The organism is Pseudophaeobacter sp. 1A09344, from assembly GCF_041008745.1.
GTDB classification, from domain to species: Bacteria; Pseudomonadota; Alphaproteobacteria; order Rhodobacterales; family Rhodobacteraceae; genus Phycobacter; species Phycobacter gallaeciensis_A.
Map to the genome: position 1 here is coordinate 458866 of NZ_JAXGFS010000003.1, position 21840 is coordinate 480705.

Annotated in this window: 17 protein-coding genes; 12 read left to right on the plus strand and 5 right to left on the minus strand. The window is 62.2% G+C overall.

Translation table 11 applies throughout. The annotated features are described in order from the left end of the window. The first annotated feature begins 231 nt into the window (after positions 1-231). Positions 232-837 carry a nicotinate-nucleotide adenylyltransferase gene (locus tag SM765_RS07865; RefSeq protein ID WP_274827815.1) on the plus strand — a complete coding sequence of 202 codons (606 nt, stop codon included), beginning with the start codon at positions 232-234 and terminating at the stop codon, positions 835-837. Here the strand turns inward: SM765_RS07865 and SM765_RS07870 are convergent. Then, complete coding sequence (locus SM765_RS07870; RefSeq protein WP_274839001.1) at positions 826-1632, minus strand: DMT family transporter; 807 nt, start codon at positions 1630-1632, stop codon at positions 826-828. The genes SM765_RS07865 and SM765_RS07870 overlap by 12 nt on opposite strands. A 113-nt stretch (positions 1633-1745) precedes the next feature. Between SM765_RS07870 and dacB the strand changes: the two genes are divergently transcribed. Next, the gene (gene dacB, locus SM765_RS07875) at positions 1746-3230 is read left to right on the plus strand and encodes a D-alanyl-D-alanine carboxypeptidase/D-alanyl-D-alanine endopeptidase (RefSeq protein WP_274837686.1); all 1485 of its coding nucleotides are present in this window, start codon (positions 1746-1748) and stop codon (positions 3228-3230) included. 100 nt (positions 3231-3330) lie between these two features. On the opposite strand, the gene SM765_RS07880 is transcribed toward dacB, so the two are convergent. Beyond that, positions 3331-5160 (minus strand): methyl-accepting chemotaxis protein, encoded by a 1830-nt coding sequence (locus tag SM765_RS07880; RefSeq protein WP_065272784.1) that lies wholly within the window; start codon positions 5158-5160, stop codon positions 3331-3333. 43 nt (positions 5161-5203) lie between these two features. Then, the gene (locus tag SM765_RS07885; RefSeq protein WP_065272785.1) at positions 5204-5773 is read right to left on the minus strand and encodes a hypothetical protein; all 570 of its coding nucleotides are present in this window, start codon (positions 5771-5773) and stop codon (positions 5204-5206) included. Between the two features lie 501 nt (positions 5774-6274). On the opposite strand from SM765_RS07885, the gene SM765_RS07890 reads away from it, so the two are divergent. From SM765_RS07890 to fdhF, 4 genes are all read left to right on the plus strand, one after another. Then, entirely contained in the window at positions 6275-7183 is a 909-nt protein-coding gene (locus SM765_RS07890; RefSeq protein ID WP_274837687.1) for a LysR family transcriptional regulator, read from the plus strand. Positions 7184-7277: 94 nt separating this feature from the next. Continuing rightward, positions 7278-8966 carry an NAD(P)H-dependent oxidoreductase subunit E gene (locus tag SM765_RS07895; protein WP_368981480.1) on the plus strand — a complete coding sequence of 563 codons (1689 nt, stop codon included), beginning with the start codon at positions 7278-7280 and terminating at the stop codon, positions 8964-8966. 2 nt (positions 8967-8968) lie between these two features. Next, entirely contained in the window at positions 8969-9103 is a 135-nt protein-coding gene (locus SM765_RS07900) for a hypothetical protein (RefSeq protein WP_257784212.1), read from the plus strand. 3 nt (positions 9104-9106) lie between these two features. Continuing rightward, positions 9107-11881: a formate dehydrogenase subunit alpha gene (fdhF, locus tag SM765_RS07905; protein ID WP_065272787.1), complete on the plus strand. Its 2775-nt coding sequence runs from the start codon at positions 9107-9109 to the stop codon at positions 11879-11881. 67 nt (positions 11882-11948) lie between these two features. Here the strand turns inward: fdhF and SM765_RS07910 are convergent, their stop codons facing one another. After that, positions 11949-12230 carry a DUF1330 domain-containing protein gene (locus tag SM765_RS07910; protein ID WP_065272788.1) on the minus strand — a complete coding sequence of 94 codons (282 nt, stop codon included), beginning with the start codon at positions 12228-12230 and terminating at the stop codon, positions 11949-11951. Between the two features lie 122 nt (positions 12231-12352). Here SM765_RS07910 and SM765_RS07915 point away from each other — a divergent pair, with 122 nt between their 5' ends. Continuing rightward, positions 12353-13231, plus strand: a complete 879-nt coding sequence (locus SM765_RS07915; protein WP_274837689.1) for a LysR family transcriptional regulator — start codon at positions 12353-12355, stop codon at positions 13229-13231. 38 nt (positions 13232-13269) lie between these two features. Next, positions 13270-14046 carry a cyclase family protein gene (locus SM765_RS07920; RefSeq protein WP_274837690.1) on the plus strand — a complete coding sequence of 259 codons (777 nt, stop codon included), beginning with the start codon at positions 13270-13272 and terminating at the stop codon, positions 14044-14046. A gap of 15 nt (positions 14047-14061) precedes the next feature. On the opposite strand, the gene SM765_RS07925 is transcribed toward SM765_RS07920, so the two are convergent. Continuing rightward, positions 14062-14688 (minus strand): TetR/AcrR family transcriptional regulator, encoded by a 627-nt coding sequence (locus SM765_RS07925; RefSeq protein WP_274837691.1) that lies wholly within the window; start codon positions 14686-14688, stop codon positions 14062-14064. 115 nt (positions 14689-14803) lie between these two features. On the opposite strand from SM765_RS07925, the gene SM765_RS07930 reads away from it, so the two are divergent. The 4 genes from SM765_RS07930 (at position 14804) to SM765_RS07945 (ending at position 21215) form a co-directional block, all read left to right on the plus strand. After that, positions 14804-16366: a trimethylamine methyltransferase family protein gene (locus tag SM765_RS07930; RefSeq protein WP_274837692.1), complete on the plus strand. Its 1563-nt coding sequence runs from the start codon at positions 14804-14806 to the stop codon at positions 16364-16366. Positions 16367-16456: 90 nt separating this feature from the next. After that, entirely contained in the window at positions 16457-18502 is a 2046-nt protein-coding gene (locus SM765_RS07935) for an NADH:flavin oxidoreductase (RefSeq protein ID WP_274837693.1), read from the plus strand. Between the two features lies 1 nt (position 18503). Then, positions 18504-19229, plus strand: a complete 726-nt coding sequence (locus SM765_RS07940; RefSeq protein WP_274837694.1) for an NAD(P)-binding domain-containing protein — start codon at positions 18504-18506, stop codon at positions 19227-19229. A gap of 3 nt (positions 19230-19232) precedes the next feature. Next, positions 19233-21215: an oxidoreductase gene (locus SM765_RS07945; RefSeq protein ID WP_274837695.1), complete on the plus strand. Its 1983-nt coding sequence runs from the start codon at positions 19233-19235 to the stop codon at positions 21213-21215. Positions 21216-21840: the final 625 nt, after the last annotated feature.

The following is a 21840-nucleotide window of genomic DNA, read 5'->3' on the forward strand; positions in this document are numbered from 1 at the left end:
CTCCATAATCGGGGAAATTCGCTGCCCGGTGTGATAGCGGATGGGCAGGGAAGGAGCAATCGGGTAGGCGCGCGGGGCTGAGGCCCTGACGCGCACAGCATCTTGGAGGTGTGCATGAACCATCAGTGCAACGCTCCAATGCGCGGTTTGCCTCACCTGGGAAGGACCCGCGTCCGAACCGAGGGGCACACCCAATTGATTTCCCCGCAGAACTATGCGCATCAAGCGGCCATGACCTGTGGATTTCCATATCTTCGGCCCGGCATGCGCGTGGGGCTGCTTGGCGGCTCCTTTGATCCGCCGCACATGGGGCATGTGCAGATCAGTCTTGCGGCGCTGAAACGGTTTGGGCTGGATCGGATGCTCTGGCTGGTGTCGCCCGGTAATCCTCTCAAATCCCGTGCCCCGGCCACGCTGGAGCGGCGGGTCGCGGCGGCGCGGGAGATGATGCAGCATCCGCGGATCGAGATCAGCGATATCGAGGCGCGCCTTGGCACGCGTTACACGGCGGAGACCCTGCGGCATCTGCGGGCGCGTTATCCCGGCGTGCGATTTGTTTGGCTGATGGGGGCGGACAACCTCACCCATTTTCACCGCTGGAAGGACTGGCGCGAGATCCTTGAGACGGTGCCGGTCGGGGTGCTGGCGCGCCCCGGCGACCGGATCTCGGCGCGGCTGTCTCCGGCTGCGAAGATCTATGGGCAATACCGGCTGAAAAGCAGCCAGAGCCACCTGCTGGCCGGGGCCGAGACTCCTGCCTGGTGTTTCCTCAATGTGCCGATGGTCGATACCAGTTCGACGGAAATCCGCGCGCGAGGGGACTGGTCAGCGACGTAAGCTGGCCGAGGCGATCCCGGCGCTGATCACCACCAGAAGCCCGGCCCATGTCAGAAGATCCGGCAATTGACCGAAGACGGCCCAGCCCAGCAGCACCGCCGCGATCAGCTGGAAATAGACGGTGGGCGCGAGACGCGAGGCCTCGCTCCGGCTATAGGCATAGAGCAAGAGTAGGTTCCCCAGCATGGAAAAGGTCGCGCTTCCGACGGTCAGGGCGGCGGTGGACAGGCTCGCCTCGGGCAGGTTCGAAAGGCCAAGCGGTAACAGGAACAGCGCGCTGAGCAGGAGCTGGGTGAAGCTCAGCTCGACCGGTTTGCCGACATGGGCCAGCCAGCGCGACGCCGTTAGGAAACAGCCGTAGAAACAGCCCGCCAGAACCGCATACATCAGATTGGCCGAGCCACCGAAGCCGGGGCGGACCACCAGAAGCACACCGCAGAAGCCTGCGCACATCAGGATTGCGCGCAGCGGCGTGGTACTTTCCCGCAAAAGGGTCACGGACAATACATAGCTGATCACCGGCCCGATGAAGAAGGCGGCAAAGACATCGGCGATCGCCTCGGTTTGCAGGGCCGTCTGGATCGACAGGATACCGCCGGTGATGAGGCTCGCGCGCAGCCAGATCCGCCAGTCCTTCAGCAGCCGCAGGCAGCCCCGGGGGGCAAAGGGCAGCACCAGCAGCGCACCGATGGCAAAACGCGACCAGGCCACGAACCCGGGTGTTGCCAGACCGCTGCTGGTCAATAACTTCCCGCAAAGATCCCCGGCGGGGATCATTGACATGGCGATGAACATGATAGTGACTGCTTGGAACATGGGGGCCAGCGGTAGCAGGCAGGGCACGGAGGCGAAACAGAAAAAGCCGCCCGGGTTTGCCGTTTGGCAGTTTTTATAAGACACTGACAGATATGATATCGCGACGAAAATTCCTTGGCGCCGGGGTGGCGGCACTGGCAGGATCGGCAAGCTGGGCCAATGCGCCGACGGTGTCCCTGCGTCCTGTAGCTCGGACACAAGAACGGACCGCTGCGGCGGTGGCGGATCTGGAGACGGTGCTTGCGCGCTCTGGCCTTCAGGGCAAGGTCGCCTGCGCGGTGGCGGATGTCAAAACCGGAGCGCGGCTTGAATCGCAAGCGGGCGCGGCGGGGCTGCCGCCGGCCAGCGTCGCAAAAACCCTGACGGCGCTTTATTCCCTTGATGTGCTGGGGGCCGAACACCGGTTTGCCACCCATATTCTGGCCGCAGGCCAGATCCGCAGTGGCGTGCTGCATGGTGATCTGATTCTTGCTGGTGGCGGCGATCCGATGCTGAACACCGACCATCTGGCGCAGCTGGCGCGTAGCATGAAGGCCGCGGGCCTGCGTGAGGTGCGTGGCGATTTCAAAGTCTGGGATGGCGCCTTGCCACAGGTGCAGTCGATCGATCCGGAGCAGCCGGATCACGTGGGTTACAGCCCGGCGGTGTCTGGCATCGCGCTCAATTTCAACCGTGTTCATTTCGAATGGAAACGCGGGGCCAAGGGCTGGTCCGTCAGCATGGATGCCCGCACCGAGAAATACCGCCCCGAAGTTGCCATGGCGCGCATGGCGGTGAAGAACCGCGCCCTGCCGGTCTATACCTATGCGGACCGGGGCGGCGCCGATACCTGGACCGTGGCCAGTCAGGCGCTGGGCAATGGTGGTTCGCGCTGGTTGCCGGTGCGGCGTCCGGCGGAATATGCAGGGGATGTGTTCCGGACCCTGGCGCGGTCGCACGGTATTGCCCTGCGCAAGGCCAAGGTCACGCAGAGCCTGCCGCAGACGCAGGTTCTGGCCCAGCATCAGAGCCCGCCGCTGAGTGTGATGCTGAAGGCGATGCTGAAGTATTCCAACAATCTGATGGCTGAAATGATCGGCATGTCGGCGACAGCAGCAGCGGGTAATCGTCCCGGATCGCTGCGGCAGTCCGCTGCCCAGATGAGCGATTGGGCAGCGCGTAAATACGGTATGAAAGACAGCCGGTTGGTGGATCATTCGGGCCTTGGCGATGCCTCGCGGATGACGCCGGATGATCTGGTCACGGTGCTGATCGCGGCCCATGGGGCAGGGCAGCTGAAGCCCTTGCTGAAACCGTTTCCGATGCGGGACCGCAAAGGGCGGGTCTTGAAATCTCATCCCATCAAAGTGCTGGCCAAGACCGGGACCCTGAATTTCGTCTCGGGGCTGGGCGGTTTCATGACGGCTGCCGACGGTACCGAGCTGGCCTTTGCGATCTTTGCCGCCAACACCACGGCCCGGTCACGGATCAAACGCGCCGACCGCGAGCGCCCGCCAGGCGCGCGTGGATGGAACCGCAAGGCAAAAGCGCTGCAACAGATGCTGATCGAGCGCTGGGGCAGCGTTTACGGAAGTTGACACTGGGGCCTTCCCAAAAGGCCGATGGTGTCCCGCTTACAATGAAAAACGCGGCCCCTATTGGGCCGCGTTTTTATTATCCTTGAGGAGTGGGCGGGGATCAGAAGTCTTCCCAGCCTACCGCCACTTTCGCGGGTGGCTCGTCCGCAAAGAAATCGTCGTTCTCGCTGCCGGGTGCCGGGTGGGCCGAAGGCGCGGGCATCGTCGCGATGCTGGCCACGGGGCGACGACCGCCCCCGGTGTTGAAGACCGAGACATGCCGGGCCAGTTCGTTGGCATCGTTGCGCAGGATCTGGGCTGCGGCGGTTGCCTCTTCGACCATGGCGGCGTTGTGCTGGGTGACCTGATCCAGCTGGGTGACGCCGGTGTTGATCTCGGCCAGTGTTGTCGACTGTTCCCGCGCGCCGCCGGCGATCTCGGAGATATGGCCGGAGATGGTGCCGACGCGGTCGATGATCTTCTTCAGCTCGTCACCGGCCTTGCCGACAAGATCAACGCCCTTGTTCACATGCTGGGAACTTTCGGCGATGAGGCCCTTGATCTCCTGAGCAGCATCCGAGGAACGCTGCGCCAGGGCACGCACTTCCGAGGCAACGACGGCAAAGCCACGGCCTGCTTCGCCTGCACGGGCGGCTTCCACCCCGGCGTTCAGCGCCAGAAGGTTGGTCTGGAAGGAGATATCGTCAATGACCGAGATGATCTGCGAGATCTTTTCGGAAGAGGTTTCGATCTGGGACATCGCGTTGACCGCATCGGTCACCACCTTGCCGCTTTGCTCGGCGGTGGATTTCGCCTCGGTCACGATGGTTTCAACTTCCTTGGCGCCATCGGCAGCGGAGCGGACGCTGACGGTCAGCTCTTCCATGGCCGCTGCAGTCTCCTCCAGCGTGGCCGCCTGGCTTTCGGTGCGCTGCGACAGATCGCTGGACGACTGGCTGATTTCCTCGGAGTTTTCCCGGATGCGGGTCGAATTGTCGATCACTGCGTCGATGATGCCGACCATTTTTTCCACGGTGGCATTGTAGTTCTGGCGCAGGCTTTCGTATTCGGTGGCAAAGGGCGTGTCGATGGTCTTGCTCAGATCGCCTTCGGACATGTCCTGCAGCGCCACGTTCAGCGTCTCGACGACCTTTTTCTGCTCAGCCTGGGCCACCTTGCGCTGCTCTTCCACCTCACGGGCGGCGGCCAGTTGGGACTTCAAATGATCCAGCGTCTGGGCAATCCGGCCGATTTCGTCGCGGCGGTCCAGGTGGCTGACTTCGGTGTCGTAATCGCCGTCGGCAATCACGTCGATCGACTTGGTGACGCTGCTGAGCGGGCGCGACAGGATAGAGCGCAGTGCAAAGACCGATAGTGTACACATGATCACAAACGCGGCGATCGCGAAGACCATGGACATCATTTCGTCAAAGGCGGCTTCGGCAAAGGCCACCTCGGGCGACCAGAGCATTGCGACAGAGCCGACAATGACGGATCCATCGGCCCCGGCTGTCGCGGGAGCGGCAACATAGTAACCGTCCGCCGACATTTCCGTCTGACCAGACTGGGCCGAGGCATGGCCGAGCTCGCTCAGCTTTGCCAGGTCGGCTTCGCTGATTTCTCCACCGGTTGCAACGACCTTGCCATCCTTGTTTACGGCAACCCCTGCCAGGGCGCGGCCATCGGACAGTTCGATCAGTTTCTCGATATCAGCCGACAGCCGGTCCGAGTCCCCAAACCGGATGGCGCCGCCACTGCGGGCTGCCACGGTGATTGTGACCCCGCTGCCCAGCGTGCGGACGCCCTTTTCAACGGCGGCCTTGAAGGTCTTCTCGTTCTTGTAGGTCAGCGATCCGGCTACCACCAGAGTGGTTGCCGCGATCAACAGGCAGCATTTCATGAATACCGACATGCCTTTGAACAGGGATATCGAGGGAAGACGGACTTTCATTTGTGCACCTTTCGATCTTTTGCAGTGCGTGGAACGCGCTGGATTACATCAGCGATTCAGCGTCAACAGCCACCGTCATTGCTCCGATCGGAGCGCCGGTTGCGGGATCCACAATGGTAAGCGAGATTTGCGCCTGATAGCTTTGGGTAGATGCATCAAGCTCGACATCCCCGAAGTGCGCGGCATCCGGGCCGACGGGGTAGGTCTGCTGGAACTTGGCCTCGTCGCCTTGCCACATGTCAGAGGTCGCCGCCGAGGCAGCCACGTTCAGCCCATGGGCATCCATGACGAAAACTTCGGTGATCTGGCCACCCGATTTCACCACCTGCTCGCGCAGGAAGTCGGCGGCGGCATTCTCCAGCACAGGCGTGATCGTCGGTGTGGAGGCGGTCCCCACTTCGGCGCGCCAAGCTGTGTCCATGGCATCGATCTGAGCCTGTGAATAGCCGGAAGTCCGGGCGTTTTGCCCGTTGATGGCATCAATCAGAACCGGGGCAGTTGCCCAGTCACGGATGCTATTTTCCAGATACGCTTTCATGCTTGGCTCAAAGTCGTTGGCCCAGACGGGCGACAGAACAAGGGAAAACAGGGCGGAACAGGTAACTATACGCATTGGATACTCTTTGCTGTGATTTAGGTCGGGATGCAGACCATGATCGACGCTAGGTCCAAGGGTTTACGGATGAATTAACGGTGCAGTGAGGGTCCTGGGCGGCCTTTGGGCCAGGTTTTGAAGGGAATTTCTGCGTTGCAGCGACTGATCAGGGGCGTGCCTGCGAAATGCAGCAAGCCTCTGAATTACATTCAAAATCACGATTGTGTGACAGGGCGCAGTAAGGAAGACACGGCCTTGAAACAGGGGGAAGGGAGGCGTGTGCAGGGGGGCATTGGAGATAACAAGCTTAAAATTGTAAATGTTATCTCGCGGTTTTCATGGCGTTTTTGATGGTTGAATATTGACGGCACAGGCGCGGCTACCAGTCGATTCCATTCATGGCATCGCATTCTGCCTATGTCAGGCATCGCGAGCTTTCGAATATTGGAAAAGTCATTGTGATCTGGACCGAACCGCGCGGCATTGAAGTTGCACTCTGCAAGCCCCTAATGTCACCGCATGATTGAGCTCAAAGACCTACAGCTGCTGACGGCGCTGGCCCGACACCAGCATTTCGCCAAAGCTGCACAAGAATGCGGCATGTCGCAGCCTGCCTTCTCGATGCGGATTCGCAACCTGGAGGACAAGTTGGGCGTGTCCATCGTGCGGCGCGGCAACCGGTTTCAGGGGCTGACAGGCGAAGGCGAGCTGATCGTGGCGCGGGGCCGGTCGCTGCTGGATGACGCCCGGGCGCTGGAGCAGGAGATCGCGGCGGCCCGCGGGCAGGTTACTGGCACGCTGGATCTGGGTGTGGTGCCGACGGCCACCAGTTTCGCGGCGCGGTTGGTCAACCGGCTGCAACAAGCCCACCCGCGCATTCTAGCTCGAATCAACGTGATGTCTTCGGCGGCCATCCAACAGCGTCTGTTCGAGGGAACGCTGGATGCGGGGCTCACGTATATGGACTCCATCGAACAAAATCTTGTGATCAGGCAGCCGCTGTACGACGAACGCTATGTGGTTCTGGCGCCGGTCGGCTTGGTGGCGCAGATCGCTCTGCAGGCGGGCGAGGGCGCCGGTGAAATCAGCTGGGCACAGGCTGCTGAACTGCCGCTGAGCCTCTTGGATCAATCGATGCAGAACCGGCGTATTCTGGATTGGATCTTTGCCGAGCAGGGGCTGCGGCCCGAGGTCCTGTCGGAATCCAGCGGCTTTATGTCCGCTATTATTATGGCGCGTGAGGGGCTTGTGGCTACCATCCTGCCGCAAGCGCTGGCCGATGCGCTGGGCCCGATCGAAGGAACCCGGGTGCTGCGGCTGGAGGCGCCGGAACAGGCGCGGCCGATCTGCATGGCCACTTTGGACCGCGAGCCCGAGCTGACCACGGTCCGGGCGCTGAGGGACGTGGTTGCCGCCTTTGAACAATAAGTCTTCGTTATCGTGCCTTATGAATATGCGATTTGACGATATTCACAGCTGATGAAATGCCAAAGCGCATGGCACCAGCGAAGTGGAGATCAACGTGGCACCGTTGGACAATAGCAAGGGCGTATGGAAATCCGGCAAGGGCAAGGGACGCAAAACCCCCAAGGGTCGTCAGCTTGACGATCAGGCCCACGAGGAAGTCTTGGCACTTCTGGGGGACCGCCCCCGCAATCGCGATCTTCTGATCGAATTCCTGCATCTCATCCAAGATGCGTATGGCTGTCTCAGTGCGGCGCATATCCGGGCGCTGGCCGAGGAAATGCGCACCGGTCAGGCCGAGATCTATGAGGTCGCCAGTTTCTACGCACATTTCGATGTGGTGAAGGAAGGCGAGACCCCTCCGCCTGCGCTGACCATCCGGGTTTGCGACAGCCTGTCCTGCGAACTGGCCGGTGCCCAGCAGCTGCAAAAAGCGCTGGAGGATGGGCTGGACCCGTCCGAGGTGCGTGTGCTGCGCGCGCCTTGCATGGGCCGTTGCGACACAGCGCCGGTGCTGGAGATCGGTCACAATCACATCGATCACGCCACCGCGGAAAAGGCGATTGCCGCCGTTCACGCCGGTGACACCCACCCGCAGATCCCCGATTACCAAACCTATGCCGAATATGTCGCCGATGGCGGCTATCGCATCCTTGCCGAGCTGCGCGATGGCGGCGACTGGGAAGCGGTGCAGGACAAGGTGCTTGAGGCCGGTCTGCGCGGTCTTGGCGGCGCCGGTTTCCCCTCGGGCAAGAAATGGGGCTTTGTACGCGCCAATCCCGGTCCCCGCTATCTGGCCGTGAATGGCGATGAGGGCGAGCCCGGCACGTTCAAGGACCGTCACCATCTTGAGCGCGACCCGCATATGTTCCTTGAGGGCATGCTGATCGGCGCCTGGGCCGTCGAGGCCGAGAAAGCCTTTATCTATATGCGCGACGAATATCCGGCGGTGCTGGAAATCCTGCGCCGCGAGATCAAGGCGCTGGAAGACGCCGGTATTGTCGAGGAAGGCTATATCGATCTGCGCCGCGGGGCAGGGGCCTATATCTGCGGCGAAGAAAGCGCGATGATCGAAAGCATCGAAGGCAAGCGCGGTGAGCCGCGTCACCGCCCGCCGTTTGTGGCGCAGGTGGGGATCTTTGGTCAGCCGACACTCGTGCACAATGTCGAAACCCTCTACTGGGTGGCGCGCATCTGCCGGTTTGGCCCCGAAGTGCTGAATTCGGTTGAAAAGAACGGTCGCAAGGGGCTGCGCAACTACTCCGTCTCGGGCCGGGTCAAGAACCCCGGTGTTCATCTGCTGCCCGCAGGTTCCACCATCGCTGATATCATCGAGGCCGCGGGCGGTATGCTCGATGGCCACGCCTTCAAGGCCTATCAGCCGGGCGGTCCGTCCTCCGGTCTGTTGCCAGCGCATATGGACGATATCCCGCTCGATTTCGACACGCTGCAACCTCATGGCACATTCATCGGCTCGGCTGCCGTGGTGGTCCTGTCCGATCAGGACAGCGCCCGCGAGGCCGCGCTCAATATGCTGCGGTTCTTTGAGGATGAAAGCTGTGGCCAGTGCACCCCCTGCCGGGCTGGCTGCGAGAAGGCGGTAAAACTGATGCAGGCCGACAAGTGGGATCAGGGCCTTTTGGAGGAGCTGAGCCAGACCATGGTCGATGCCTCTATTTGTGGTCTGGGCCAGGCTGCGCCGAACCCGATCCGTTTGACCATGAAGCATTTCCCGGAGGAGATCTGAGCATGATCCTTCAGTTGATGTTCCGCCCGGCGGGTAACGCCGGGCAGCGCCCGACCCGCCCCCATGGGCGGGCGCTTCACGCCCACCCCGGGTCGGGCACTCCCCTATTCTCATCTTCGCAAGCCAAGGAGATCTGAGCCATGTCGAAGCAAATCACCTTTACCCTCGACGGCGAACAGGTCACCGCAGATGCGGGCATGACCATCTGGGAAGTCGCGAACGGTCGCGGTCTGAAAATCCCGCACCTGTGCCACAAGCCGCAGCCCGGCTACCGCCCTGACGGCAACTGTCGCGCCTGTATGGTGGAAATCGAGGGCGAGCGCACGCTCGCAGCTTCCTGTATCCGCGAACCCGCCGAGGGCATGGTTGTCACCACCAATAACGCGCGCGCCACAAATGCCCGCAAGATGGTGATGGAACTGCTGGTGGCCGACCAACCCAAACAGGAAGAGGCGCATGATAAGTCCTCGCACCTGTGGGACATGGCCGAGCTGAACGGGGTTTCGGAGTCGCGTTTCCCGAAACTGGAAGAGGGTCGCATTCCGCTGCTCGACGACAGCCATGTCGCGATGAGCGTGAACCTTGACGCCTGCATCTCCTGCGGCCTCTGCGTGCGCGCCTGCCGCGAAGTGCAGGTGAACGACGTGATCGGCATGGCCGGGCGTGGTCACGATGCCTATCCGACCTTTGACATCGCCGACCCGATGGGCGCGTCCTCTTGCGTGGCCTGCGGCGAATGCGTGCAGGCCTGCCCGACCGGTGCGCTGATGCCCGCCTCTGTGGTGGACGAGGCGCAGGTTGGCGACAGCAAGGATTACGATTCCGAAACCGAGAGCGTCTGCCCCTTCTGCGGCGTCGGCTGCAAGGTCAGCCTCAAGGTGAAGGACGGCAAGGTCAAATACGTCGAGGGCATCAATGGCCCGGCGAACGAAGGCCGTCTCTGCGTCAAGGGCCGCTTTGGTTACGACTATATCCACCACCCGCACCGCTTGACCAAGCCGCTGATCCGTCGCGACGACGCGCCGGCCAAGGGGCTGAACGTCGATCCGGGCAACCTCTCCACCCATTTCCGCGAAGCGACCTGGGAAGAGGCGCTGGACCTCGCGGCCAAGGGGCTGATCAAGCTGCGCAACGAGGATCCGCGCAACGTTGCGGGCTTTGGCTCGGCGAAATGCACCAACGAGGAAGCCTATCTCTTCCAGAAGTTCATTCGCCAGGGTTTCAAGCACAATAACGTCGATCACTGCACCCGTCTGTGCCACGCTTCCTCGGTGGCGGCGCTTATCGAAAACGTCGGCTCCGGTGCGGTGACCGCCAGCTTCAACGAGATCGAAAACGCCGATGTGGCGATCATCATCGGTGCCAACCCGATCGAGAACCACCCGGTGGCGGCCACCTACTTCAAGCAGTTCACTAAACGCGGTGGCAAGTTGATCGTGATGGATCCGCGCGGTGTCGGTATGCGCCGCTACGCGACTGAGATGCTGCAGTTCCGCCCCGGCGCGGATGTGTCGATGCTGAACGCGATCATGAATGTGATCGTCGAGGAGGAGCTCTACGACAGCCAGTACATCCACCGCTGGACCGACAACTGGGCCGCCGAGAAAGAGCATCTGCGCCAGTTCACCCCTGAGAAGATGAGCGAAATCTGCGGCATCCCGCCGGAGCAGCTGCGCCGCGTGGCCCGGATGTTCGCTGGCGCGCAATCTGCGCTGATCTTCTGGGGCATGGGCGTCAGCCAGCATATCCACGGCACCGACAATTCGCGCTGCCTGATCAGTCTGGCGCTGATGACCGGGAACGTCGGGCGTCCGGGCACGGGCCTGCACCCGCTGCGCGGTCAGAACAATGTGCAAGGCGCATCCGATGCCGGCCTGATCCCGATGTTCCTGCCGGATTACCAGACGGTGACCAGCGACGAAGTGCGCAGCTCCTTTACCGATGTCTGGGGTGGCGGCGACTTCTCGAACGAGAAGGGCCTGACGGTGACCGAGATCGTCGATCAGGTCTATGCGGGCAATATCAAGGGCATGTACATCCAGGGTGAGAACCCGGCGATGTCCGACCCCGACGCGGATCACGCGCGAGAGGCCTTTGCTAAGCTGGAACTGATGATCGTACAGGATATCTTCCTGACCGAGACGGCGAACTTTGCCGATATCATCCTGCCCGCTTCGGCTCTTTACGAGAAAAACGGCACCGTCTCGAACACCAACCGGCAGGTGCAGCGGGTCCGCCCGGCTGTCACCCCTCCGGGTGAGGCGCGCGAGGATTGGTCGATCACCGTCGATCTGGCGCAGCGGATCGGTCTGCCCTGGACCTATACCGATGTGTCCGAGGTCTTTGCCGAGATGAAGCTCAACATGAAATCGCTCAACAACATCACCTGGGAGCGGCTGGAGAACGAGACCGTGGCCTACCCGTCGCTGTCGCCCGAGGACCCGGGCCAGTCGGTGGTGTTCGGCGATGGCTTCCCGCGCGAAGGTGGCAAGGCGATGTTCACGCCGGCGGCAGTGATCGCCCCGGATGAGGCGCCGGATGATGAGTATCCGATGATCATGACCACCGGCCGCCAGCTGGAGCATTGGCACACCGGAGCGATGACCCGCCGGTCGCTGGTGCTGGATGCAGTAGAGCCGGAAGCGAACTGCTCGCTGCATCCGAAGACCCTGCGCAAACTGGGTGTCGAGCCCGGCGGCATGGTGCGTCTCTCCACCCGGCGCGGCTCGATCAAGATCATGGCGCGCGCCGACCGGGCCGTGTCCGAAGATATGGTCTTTGTGCCCTTCGCCTATGTCGAGGCGGCAGCCAACGTGCTGACCAACTCGGCGCTGGACCCCTACGGCATGATCCCCGAGTTCAAATTCTCGGCGGTCCGGGTCGAAAAGGCGGAAGAGCAGATCGCGGCGGAGTAATCCAGCCAGATGAGACTGTTACCGGGCGCGATGTCATCCACATTGCGCCCGGTTTTATATGTATGGTTTAGCCCAACAGGGTGATGGCCCCGTTGCCCGCGGCCTGACGCAGGCCGTGCACTTCTTTCAACTCTTCATCGTTGATCCAGCCGAGCGCAGCCTCGGTGCTGTCGAATTCCAGGATCACGCCGACCCCGGTTTCGTCACGGGAGCCTTCAATCACCCGCTGCTGCGGGGAGGAGGTCACGACCCGCACCCCGTGTTTTGCAAGCGCGGCGCCTGCTTTTTCGCGATAGGCGGCAAAGCTGTCCGGGTTGGTGATGGGCAGATTGACATAGGCATAGACCATGATGCGTTTCCTTCTATGGAGTGGTCGGGTTTGCGACCCGTGTTTCAACCCGTGCTGAATGCCCGGCAGTGTGGTGTAGAAAAACGCGTGAATTTCGACATCAGACATGCAAAAACGCACGCATGAAGATCACATGGGATGATATGCAGACCGTTCTTGCGCTGGTGCGCGGCGGCAATCTGGCCGCTGCGGGCGCGCAGCTGGGGCTGACCTATACCACCGTGGCGCGCCGCATCCGCCGCGCCGAGGAGGCGCTGGGTCGTCCGTTGTTCGAACGCCGCCCCGAGGGCTATCACCCGACCGAAGAGGCGCATGAGATCGCTGCGGCCGCCGCCCGAATGGAGGCCGAGGAGCAGGCGGCGATGCGGCGCCTGTCGGGCCGGGCGCAGGATCTGAGCGGCCCTTTGAGCCTCACCGCGCCGCCCTTGCTGATCCAGGCCTTTCTGGCGCCGCTTTTGGCAGAGTTCACGGCCGCGCACCCACAGTTGGAGCTGACCGTCAGGGCGGCCAATGGCGTTCTGGATCTCGCCCGGCGTGAGGCTGATCTGGCGCTCAGGATCAGTCGCCACCCGCAGGAGACGCTGGTGGGGCGCAAGCTTGCCGAACAGCAGAGCGGGTTTTTCGCGCTGCCCGAGATCGCCGAAGCGGCAGCGCGTGATCCGCAGGCGCCGCTGGATTGGGTGCTTTATGCGGGGCACGATGCGCCGCCCGCCGCCGCCAGCAAGATCCATCCCGATATACGGGTGCGGGCGCGGCTTGATGATATGCCCAGCATGATTGCCGCGGCGCTGGCGGGGATGGGTGCCCTGCGCATGCCCGTCTTCCTTGGGCGCGCCTATCCGCAGTTGGTGCCGCTGCCGCATCTGCCGGTACAACCCTACGCGCCGATCTGGTTGCTAAGCCACCGGGACCTGCAGGGATCGGCCAAGGTCACGGCGCTCAAGGGCATTCTGGAACCTTGGTTTCGCGACAACAGAACCCTGTTCTCATGCCTGCCCTGAGGCGCTAGCATCGCGGCAGATTTCAAAAAGGATTTCCCATGCCGCGCCGATTTGTCGATCTTTCCGTTGCTCTAGAAACAGGTATCCAGTCCGACCCCGAGATCATGCTGCCGCAGATCGAATACCTTTCTCACGATCAGACCGCTGAACAGGTGATGAGCTTTTTCCCGGGGCTGAAACGGGAGGATCTTCCCGGCGGTGAGGGCTGGGCGATCGAACGGCTGCAGATCGCCACCCACAACGGCACCCATCTGGATGCGCCCTATCACCATCATTCCACCATGAATGGCGGGGAGCGGGCGATCACCATCGACGAGGTGCCGCTGGAATGGTGCATGGCGCCGGGGGTAAAACTGGATTTCCGCCATTTCGACGATGGCTATGTGGTTACAGCCGCGGATGTGGAGGCCGAGCTGGACCGGATCGGCCACGAATTGCAGCCGCTTGATATCGTGGTGGTCAATACCTCGGCCGGGGCGCGTTATGGGCATCCCGATTACCTGGTGCGGGGCTGCGGCATCGGGCGGGGGGCGACGCTGTACCTGACCGAGCGGGGTGTGCGTGTCACCGGCACGGATGCCTGGAGCTGGGATGCGCCCTTTCCGCTGACGGCGCAGGAATACGCAAAATCGGGCGACCCGGCGATCATCTGGGAAGGGCACCGCGCCTCGATGGAGGTGGGCTATTGCCATATGGAGAAGCTGACCAACCTTGACCAGCTGCCGCCGACAGGGTTCGAGATTTCCTGCTTTCCCTTCAAGATCAAGGGTGCCTCTGCCGGGTTCATTCGGGCGGTGGCGATCTTCAACGACTAAGGAACAGCGCGCTGTTCAGCGATGGCGCGCCATGAAGCGGTCGATGTCCTTTTGCGCGGGCTTCTGGCCGGTGAAGACCTCCATATAGCCCGGCATCCGCGCCAGACGCTGGGCCGCGTCCTCGTGCACCTGCATCGAGATATAGCCGATCTGGGTGTAGATCATGGTGAGTGCGCGGATCTCGGCGTCCTCGGGATCATACCCGTACCGGATCAGCATATCGGTCATCGCCCTCTTGCGGCGAGCATCGGCCAGATCCAGTCGGGCCTGTAGCGATGGGTCGCTGCGCGCCCAGTTGCGGATCGCCAGATCCAGCCGGGAATCGAACAGATCCGGGTCTAGCCAGCAATCAAACAGGTTGAACACCGCCTCGAACAGATTCTCCGCATAGGCTTCGGTGCGGGCGACCAGATTGCCGGTGTTCTTGTCCTCCCAGTGGCGGATCATCGCCTCCAGCAGCGCCTCGCGATCCTTGAAATACCAGTAGAAACTGGTGCGCGAGACCCCCAGTTTTTTCGCCAGCGGCATGATCTTCACCGCGCCGACGCCATGGGCGGTCAGCTCTTCATAGGCGGCCATCAGCCAGGCATCCGCGCTGCTGGTCTGCTGAGAGAGTTCTGCAAGGGTCTGAGAAGTGTTCATGGCATTTTGCATAACAGCGACATCCTCGTGACGCAATCGAAGTTGACGCATGTGATTATTGAATTGACACTGGTGTCAACAGATGATGTCAATTCGATAAGAGGAGGTCGCACAGATGGCAGAGGTGGCAGTCAAATCGCGGGGACGGCGGGCGCGCCGCAGCGCCGGGCGCACGGCAGAGCCGGGGCAGAACGAACACCTGCGCGTGCCCTATATCAGCCGCAGGATTCCCACCTACGATATCCTGTCCGAGGAAAGCCTTGCGAAGATCGAAGCCACCGCCGAGCGGATCATGTCCGAAATCGGTCTGGAGTTCCGCGACGATCCAGAAACCGTTGCCCTGTTCCGCGCGGCAGGCGCCGAGGTGACCGATCTGACCGCCAGCAGCTGGAACCTGAAATTTGCCCCCGGCATGATCCGTGAGATCCTGAAAACCGCGCCCGCGCGATTTACCCAGCACGCCCGCAATCCTGCCAATTCTGTTGAAATCGGCGGCGATGCCATGGTGCTGGCGCCCTCATACGGCTCGCCTTTCGTGATGGATCTGGACAATGGCCGCCGCTACGGCACCATCGCCGATTTCCGCAATTTCGTGAAACTGGCGCAGATGAGCCCCTTCCTGCACCATTCTGGCGGCACCATCTGCGAGCCGACCGATATTGCCGTCAACAAGCGGCATCTGGATATGGTTTATGCTCATATGCGCTATAGCGACCGGGCCTTCCTGGGGTCGATCACCGCGCCCGAGCGTGCCGAGGACAGTATCGAGATGTGCCGCATCCTGTTTGGTGCGGATTTCGTCGACCAGAACTGCGTCATCATGGGCAATTTCAACACCACCTCGCCGCTGGTGATCGATGGCGTCACCTCGCAGGGGATCCGCGCCTATGCGGCGGCGGGACAAGGGTCGATCCATCTGCCCTTCCTGCTGGGCGGGGCGGTGTCGCCGCTGACCATGGCCGGGTCGCTGGCGCAATGCCTGGCCGAAACCATGGTGTCCTGCGCCATCACCCAGCTGGAGCGTCCCGGCGCCCCGACCATTCTGGGCTCCTTCATCAGCTCCATGTCGCTGCGGTCGGGCTCTCCCACCTTTGGCACACCGGAACCGGCGCTGGCCTCGCTTGCCATGGGGCAGCTGGCGCGCCGTCTGAACCTACCCCTGCGCTGCGCCGGGAATTTCTCAACCTCGAAGCTGCCCGACGCGCAGGCGATGCAGCAGGCGATGATGTCGATGATGTCAGCGGTGCAATGCGGCGCGAATTACATCCTGCATTCGGCGGGCTTCCTCGATGGGCTTTTGTCGATGTCCTATGAAAAGTTCATCCTTGATACGGACCTTTGCGGGGCGCTGCATGCTTATCTGAACGGGTTCGAGGTTAACGACGACACGCTCGGGTTCGACGCTCTTGCCGAAGGCGGCCCCGGGCAGCACCTGTTTTCCACCCAGCACACCCTGCGCCATTACCAGACCGCCTATTGGGACAGCGCGGTGGACGATCACCAGCCCTGGGAAACCTGGGATGAAAAGGGCGGCGTCGATGCGGCCTCCCGCGCCAACGCCCGCTGGAAGGCACAGCTGGCCGCCTATGAGGCGCCTGCCATGGATGAAGCCACCGATGAGGCGCTTCAGGCCTTTATCACCCGGAAGAAAGCCGAGGTCCCCGATGCCTGGTATTAAGTCCTGTACTGAGGCCTTTTCCTGAACCCGTTTCCGTTTCACCATTGACCCGACAACCCCGCAACAGATGCCCGCAAGGAGAGCGCCAAGATGTCCAATGATCCGCTTTTGCAGCCCTACCAACTGAAACACCTGACCCTGCGCAACCGGATCATGACCACCAGCCATGAACCGGCTTACCCCGAGGATGGCATGCCAAAGGAACGCTATGCGGCCTATCACGCGGAACGGGCCAAGGCGGGGGTGGCGCTGACCATGACGGCGGGGTCGGCGGCGGTGTCCAAGGACAGCCCGCCGGTGTTCAACAACGTGCTGGCCTATAAGGACGAGGTGGTGCCGTGGATCCAGGCGCTCACCGACCGGGTGCATGAACACGGTGCGGCGGTAATGATCCAGCTGACCCATCTGGGTCGCCGCACCAACTGGAACAAGGGCGACTGGCTGCCTTCGGTCAGCTCCACCCGCCACCGCGAACCGGCGCACCGGGCCTTTCCGAAACTGGCCGAGGATTGGGATATCGAACGCATCATCACCGATTTCGCCGATGCCGCCGAGCGGATGAAGGCAGGCGGCATGGATGGCATCGAGTTGCAGGTCTACGGCCACCTTCTGGATCAGTTCTGGTCGCCACTGACCAATGATCTTGATGGGCCCTATGGCGGCGCGAGTCTGGAAAGCCGCATGAAGATGCCGCTGGATGTGCTTCAGGCAGTGCGCGACCGGGTCGGCGAGGATTTCATCGTCGGCCTGCGCTACACGGCGGATGAGGATCAGGCAGGTGGCATCACCCCTGAAGAGGGGCTCGAAATCTCCAAACGCCTGTCTGCCACCGGCATGGTGGATTTCCTCAACGTGATTCGGGGGCGCATCCATACCGATCCGGCGATGACCGACGTGATCCCGGTGCAGGGCATGGCCGCCGCGCCGCATCTTGATTTTGCCGGATCGGTGAAAGAGGCGACCGGCATGCCGACCTTCCATGCCGCGCGCATTCCCGATGTGGCCACGGCGCGCCATGCGGTGGCCTCGGGGCTTCTTGATATGGTGGGGATGACCCGCGCCCATATGGCCGACCCCCATGTGGTGAAAAAGATCATGGAGGGGCGCGAGGACGATATCCGTCCCTGCGTCGGGGCCACCTATTGTCTGGACCGGATCTATCAGGCGGGCGATGCCCTGTGCATCCACAACGCCGCAACGGGGCGCGAGCTGACCATGCCGCATGACATTCCGGCGGCAGACGAGAAGAAGAAGGTTGTCATCATCGGCGCCGGCCCTGCTGGACTGGAGGCAGCGCGTGTTGCCGCCGAGCGTGGTCATGACGTGACTGTGTTCGAGGCTGCCGCCGACCCCGGTGGGCAGGTCCTGCTGACGGCGCAAAGCCCGCGCCGACGCGAGATGATCGGCATCATCGACTGGCGCATGGCCCAATGTGCGGCGCGTGATGTGACCTTCCTCTTCAATACCTGGGCCGAGGCGGCGGATGTCACCGCCCTCAACCCCGATGTGGTGATCGTCGCCACTGGCGGTCTGCCCAACGGCCACCTGTTCGAGGTCAAGGAGGAAGCCGCCAACGTGATTTCGGCCTGGGATCTGATTTCAGGCGATGTGAAGCCTGCGCAGAACGTGCTGATCTATGATGAAAGCGGCGATCACCCCGGCCTGATGGCGGCCGAGGCTGCGGCTGCGGCAGGCAGCACAGTCGAGGTGATGACCCCGGATCGTGTGTTCGCGCCGGATATCATGGCGATGAACCTGGTGCCTTACATGCGCAGCCTTCAGGACAAGGATGTGCGCTTTACCGTGACGCGTCGTCTGCTCGATGTGGCGAAGAACGGCAATATGCTGACCGCCACCATCGGCACCGATTACAGCGATCACAGCTATACCGCCGATTATGATCAGGTGGTGGTGAACTATGGCACCCTGCCGCTGGATGATCTCTACTTCGATCTGAAACCGCTTAGCCGTAATGGCGGTGAGCTGGATCACGAGGCGCTGATCGCAGGGAAGCCGCAACAGGTGGCGCGCAATGAAGATGGCACCTTCCAGCTGTTCCGCATCGGCGATGCGGTTTCGGCCCGCAACACCCATGCGGCGATCTATGATGCCTTGCGCCTGATGAAGGACATCTGAGATGCGCATTGGCGTCATCGGAACCGGCACCATCGCGGCCGCGGTGGTGCGCGGCATTGAGGGCGACGGCCACCAGATCACGGTTTCGGAGCGCAGCACGGGTGTCTCTGCTGCGCTGGCCGATGCGTTTGAAAACGTGACCATCGCGCCGAACCAGCAGGTTCTGGATCAAAGCGATGTGATCTTTCTCGGGCTCATGGCCGGGGCCGCGCCGGGTATCCTCGCGCCGCTCACCTTTCGCGCGGATCAGCGGGTGATCTCCTTCATGGCGGGCGCCGATCTCGGGCTGGTGGGGGAGCTAGTCGCCCCCGCGCGGGCCTCGGCGGTGATGATGCCCTTCCCCGGCATTGCGCAGGGCGGATCCGCCATCATGGCGCAGGGCGATACCGATCTGGTCAATGAAATCTTTGGCATCCGCAATACCGTTTTTGCGCTGAAGGACAGTGCGGAACTGGACGCCTATCTTTGTGCGCAGGCGGTGCTGTCACCGGTGGCGCGCATGGTTGGCGATGCAGCGGATTGGCTGGGGGAGCGCGTTGCAGATCCGGCGCAGGGAGAGGCCTTCCTGCGGATGCTGGTCGCCACCAGCCTCGCCGAGGCAGGCTGCGCCGATCTGATCGAAGCGCTGAACACGCCCGGCGGCTATAACCAGCGCCTGCGCCTGCATATGGAGGACGCCGGGATCACCGGCGATCTGATGTCAGGACTGAACGACCTGGAGGGCTGAGCCATGAGCACCTTTCCGCATATCTTTCGCCCGGTGACCCTGCGCCATAAGACGCTGCGCAATCGTATCGTTTTTGGCGCCCATACCACCAACATGGCCCATGGCGGCCTGCCGGGGGAGGCGCATACGGCCTATTACCGCGAACGGGCGCTGGGCGGCGCGGCGATGATCGTGGTCGAGCCGATGCCGGTGCATGCCTCTGCGGTGCTGACGCGCGGGAATTTCCTCCATTCCAGCGATGAAGTGATCCCCCACTTCCGTCGCCTGACCGAGGCCAGCAAGGCCGAAGGCGCGGTGATGATTCAGCAGCTCTATCACGTCGGCGCCCACGGCGATCAGGACAACTCCTGGCACGCCGCCTGGTCGCCCTCGGGTGGGCCAAGTTACCACGACAGCGACGCCAGCCACATGATGAGCGAGGCCGAAATCGAGGAAACCATCGAAGGGTTCGTTCAGGCCGCGATCCGCTGCCAAAAAGCAGGGTTCGACGGGGTCGAGGTCTGGGCCGCCTACCATTGCCTGCTCGATCAGTTCTGGACGCCCTTTTCCAACCAGCGCGATGATCGCTGGGGCGGCAGTCTGGAGAACCGCACCCGCCTGTCGCGCGAGATCCTGCACCGCATCCGCCGCGCCTGCGGGGAGGACTTTATCATCGGCCTGTCGGTCAATGACGAACCGGGGGTCGATATTGCTCTCAGCCGTGAAAGCATGGCCGAGATCGTCGCCCTGCACGACAGCGAAGGTGCGATGGACTATGTGACCATCGGCTCCGGTTCCTATTTCGATTTCGCCCGGCTGCTGCCCAGCTTTCAGCACGGGGAGAAGCTGACCTCGGATCTAGCCGGAACGCTGAAGGGCGCTGTGCAGCAGGCCCTTGTGACATCCGAAAGTCATATCCGCACGCCGGAGAACGCCAATGCCCTTTTGGGCGCGGGAGAGGCAGATCTGGTGTCCCTGGTGCGCGGCCAGATCGCCGATCCGCATCTTGTCGCCAAGGCAGAGACGGGCAGGGCAGAGGATATCCGGGGCTGCCTGTCCTGTAACCAGCAGTGTTGGGGGAGGCGCAGCCGGGATTACTGGATTTCCTGCCTGGTCAATCCATCCGCCGGGCGAGAGCATGGCTGGGGCGGTGATCGCTTCAACCCGACGACCGATCCGAAAAAGGTGCTGGTGGTCGGCGGTGGCCCCGCCGGGCTGGAGGCTGCCCGGGTTGCGGCCGAGCGTGGCCACCACGTGACCCTGGCCGAGGCGGCTGCGCATCTGGGGGGGCAATTCCATCTGGCGGGGCTACAGCCACGCCGGGGGCAGATCACCGATCTGATCAGCTGGTACGATCGCCAGCTCACCCGTCTGGGCGTTGATGTCCGGCTCAACACCTATATGGATGCGGATGACATAAAGTGCGAGGGCGCCGATAGGGTGGTCCTGGCTACCGGCAGCAAGCCGACGGAGACCGGGTTCCAAAAGGCGCTACCGCATCTGGCCCACCTGCCGGGGATCGAACACGGCCACGTCTGGTCCGCCGAGGATGTGATGGCCCGCCGTGCCCGTCTGGGCCAGGAAGTGATCGTCCTGGATGAAGGCGGCAACTGGCGCGGCTGCGGCACCGCCTGGCGGCTGGCCGAAGACGGGCACCGGGTGACGCTGGTGACGCCGGACCCGATGGTGGGCAAGGAGCTGCAGCGTTCGGCCACGGATCTCCACCTGCGCCGCGCACTGGCTGAGTTGGGTGTCACATTTATAACCGAGGCCGCCATCGCAGGCTGGGACGGGCAGGGCGCGACGGTGACCTGCCTGCTGACCGGCTCGCAAAGGGCCATTCCGGCCGACGATTTGGTAATGGCGGTCTCGAACCATGCGGATATGTCTCTGCGGGACGAGTTGATCGGGCTGGGTGTTACGCCGCAACTCGTCGGTGATGCCGATGCGCCCCGGATGGCGGCGCAGGCAATTTTCGATGGTCGTCGAGTCGGTTTGGCCCTCTGACCGGCTCTCGTCCGGGCGATTCCCATCCGATTCCAACCCGATTCAGGTGTGATTCAACGGTGCTCTGTGGATAACCCTGTGGAGGACTAAGCGTCCCTCGCCGAGTGTGGGGGGGAGGACCAGCAAATAGGAGAATGTACTGCTAAATCGCACATCGGGGCCAGATTTAAGTTTGGGTTAAGCATTTGATTTTGTTGAGTATTGCGAGAAATTTCCCGTTTTTTCGGTTTTTGTTGATTTTGGGGTTGCGGGTATTTGGAGTTAGGACTAGAACCCCCTTCACCGGCGGCGCTGAGGCGCTACGGGGCGCGGCGGAGACGCTGCTGACGGATCGGAAAGACGGTTGAGACGCTCAGGATAGACTGGGGCATCTTTGAGGATGAGGCAGGCGGGCGCGCTGAGAGATTGGCGCATCTGTTTGTTTTGGCCGCTGGGTGTTGCTCTTTGACATTGATAGATAACTGAAGAGATATGTGGGCGGTTTGGTTCATTTCGATGGATCAACGTCTGTATATCGCGCTGGTAGGAATTTCGGTTCCGATGATCCAGTGTCAGCTTCACTGTTTGTACGGCTTCGGTTTCTTTTGAAACCAAGCACACAAACAGAGACTTTCATCAGGATTAG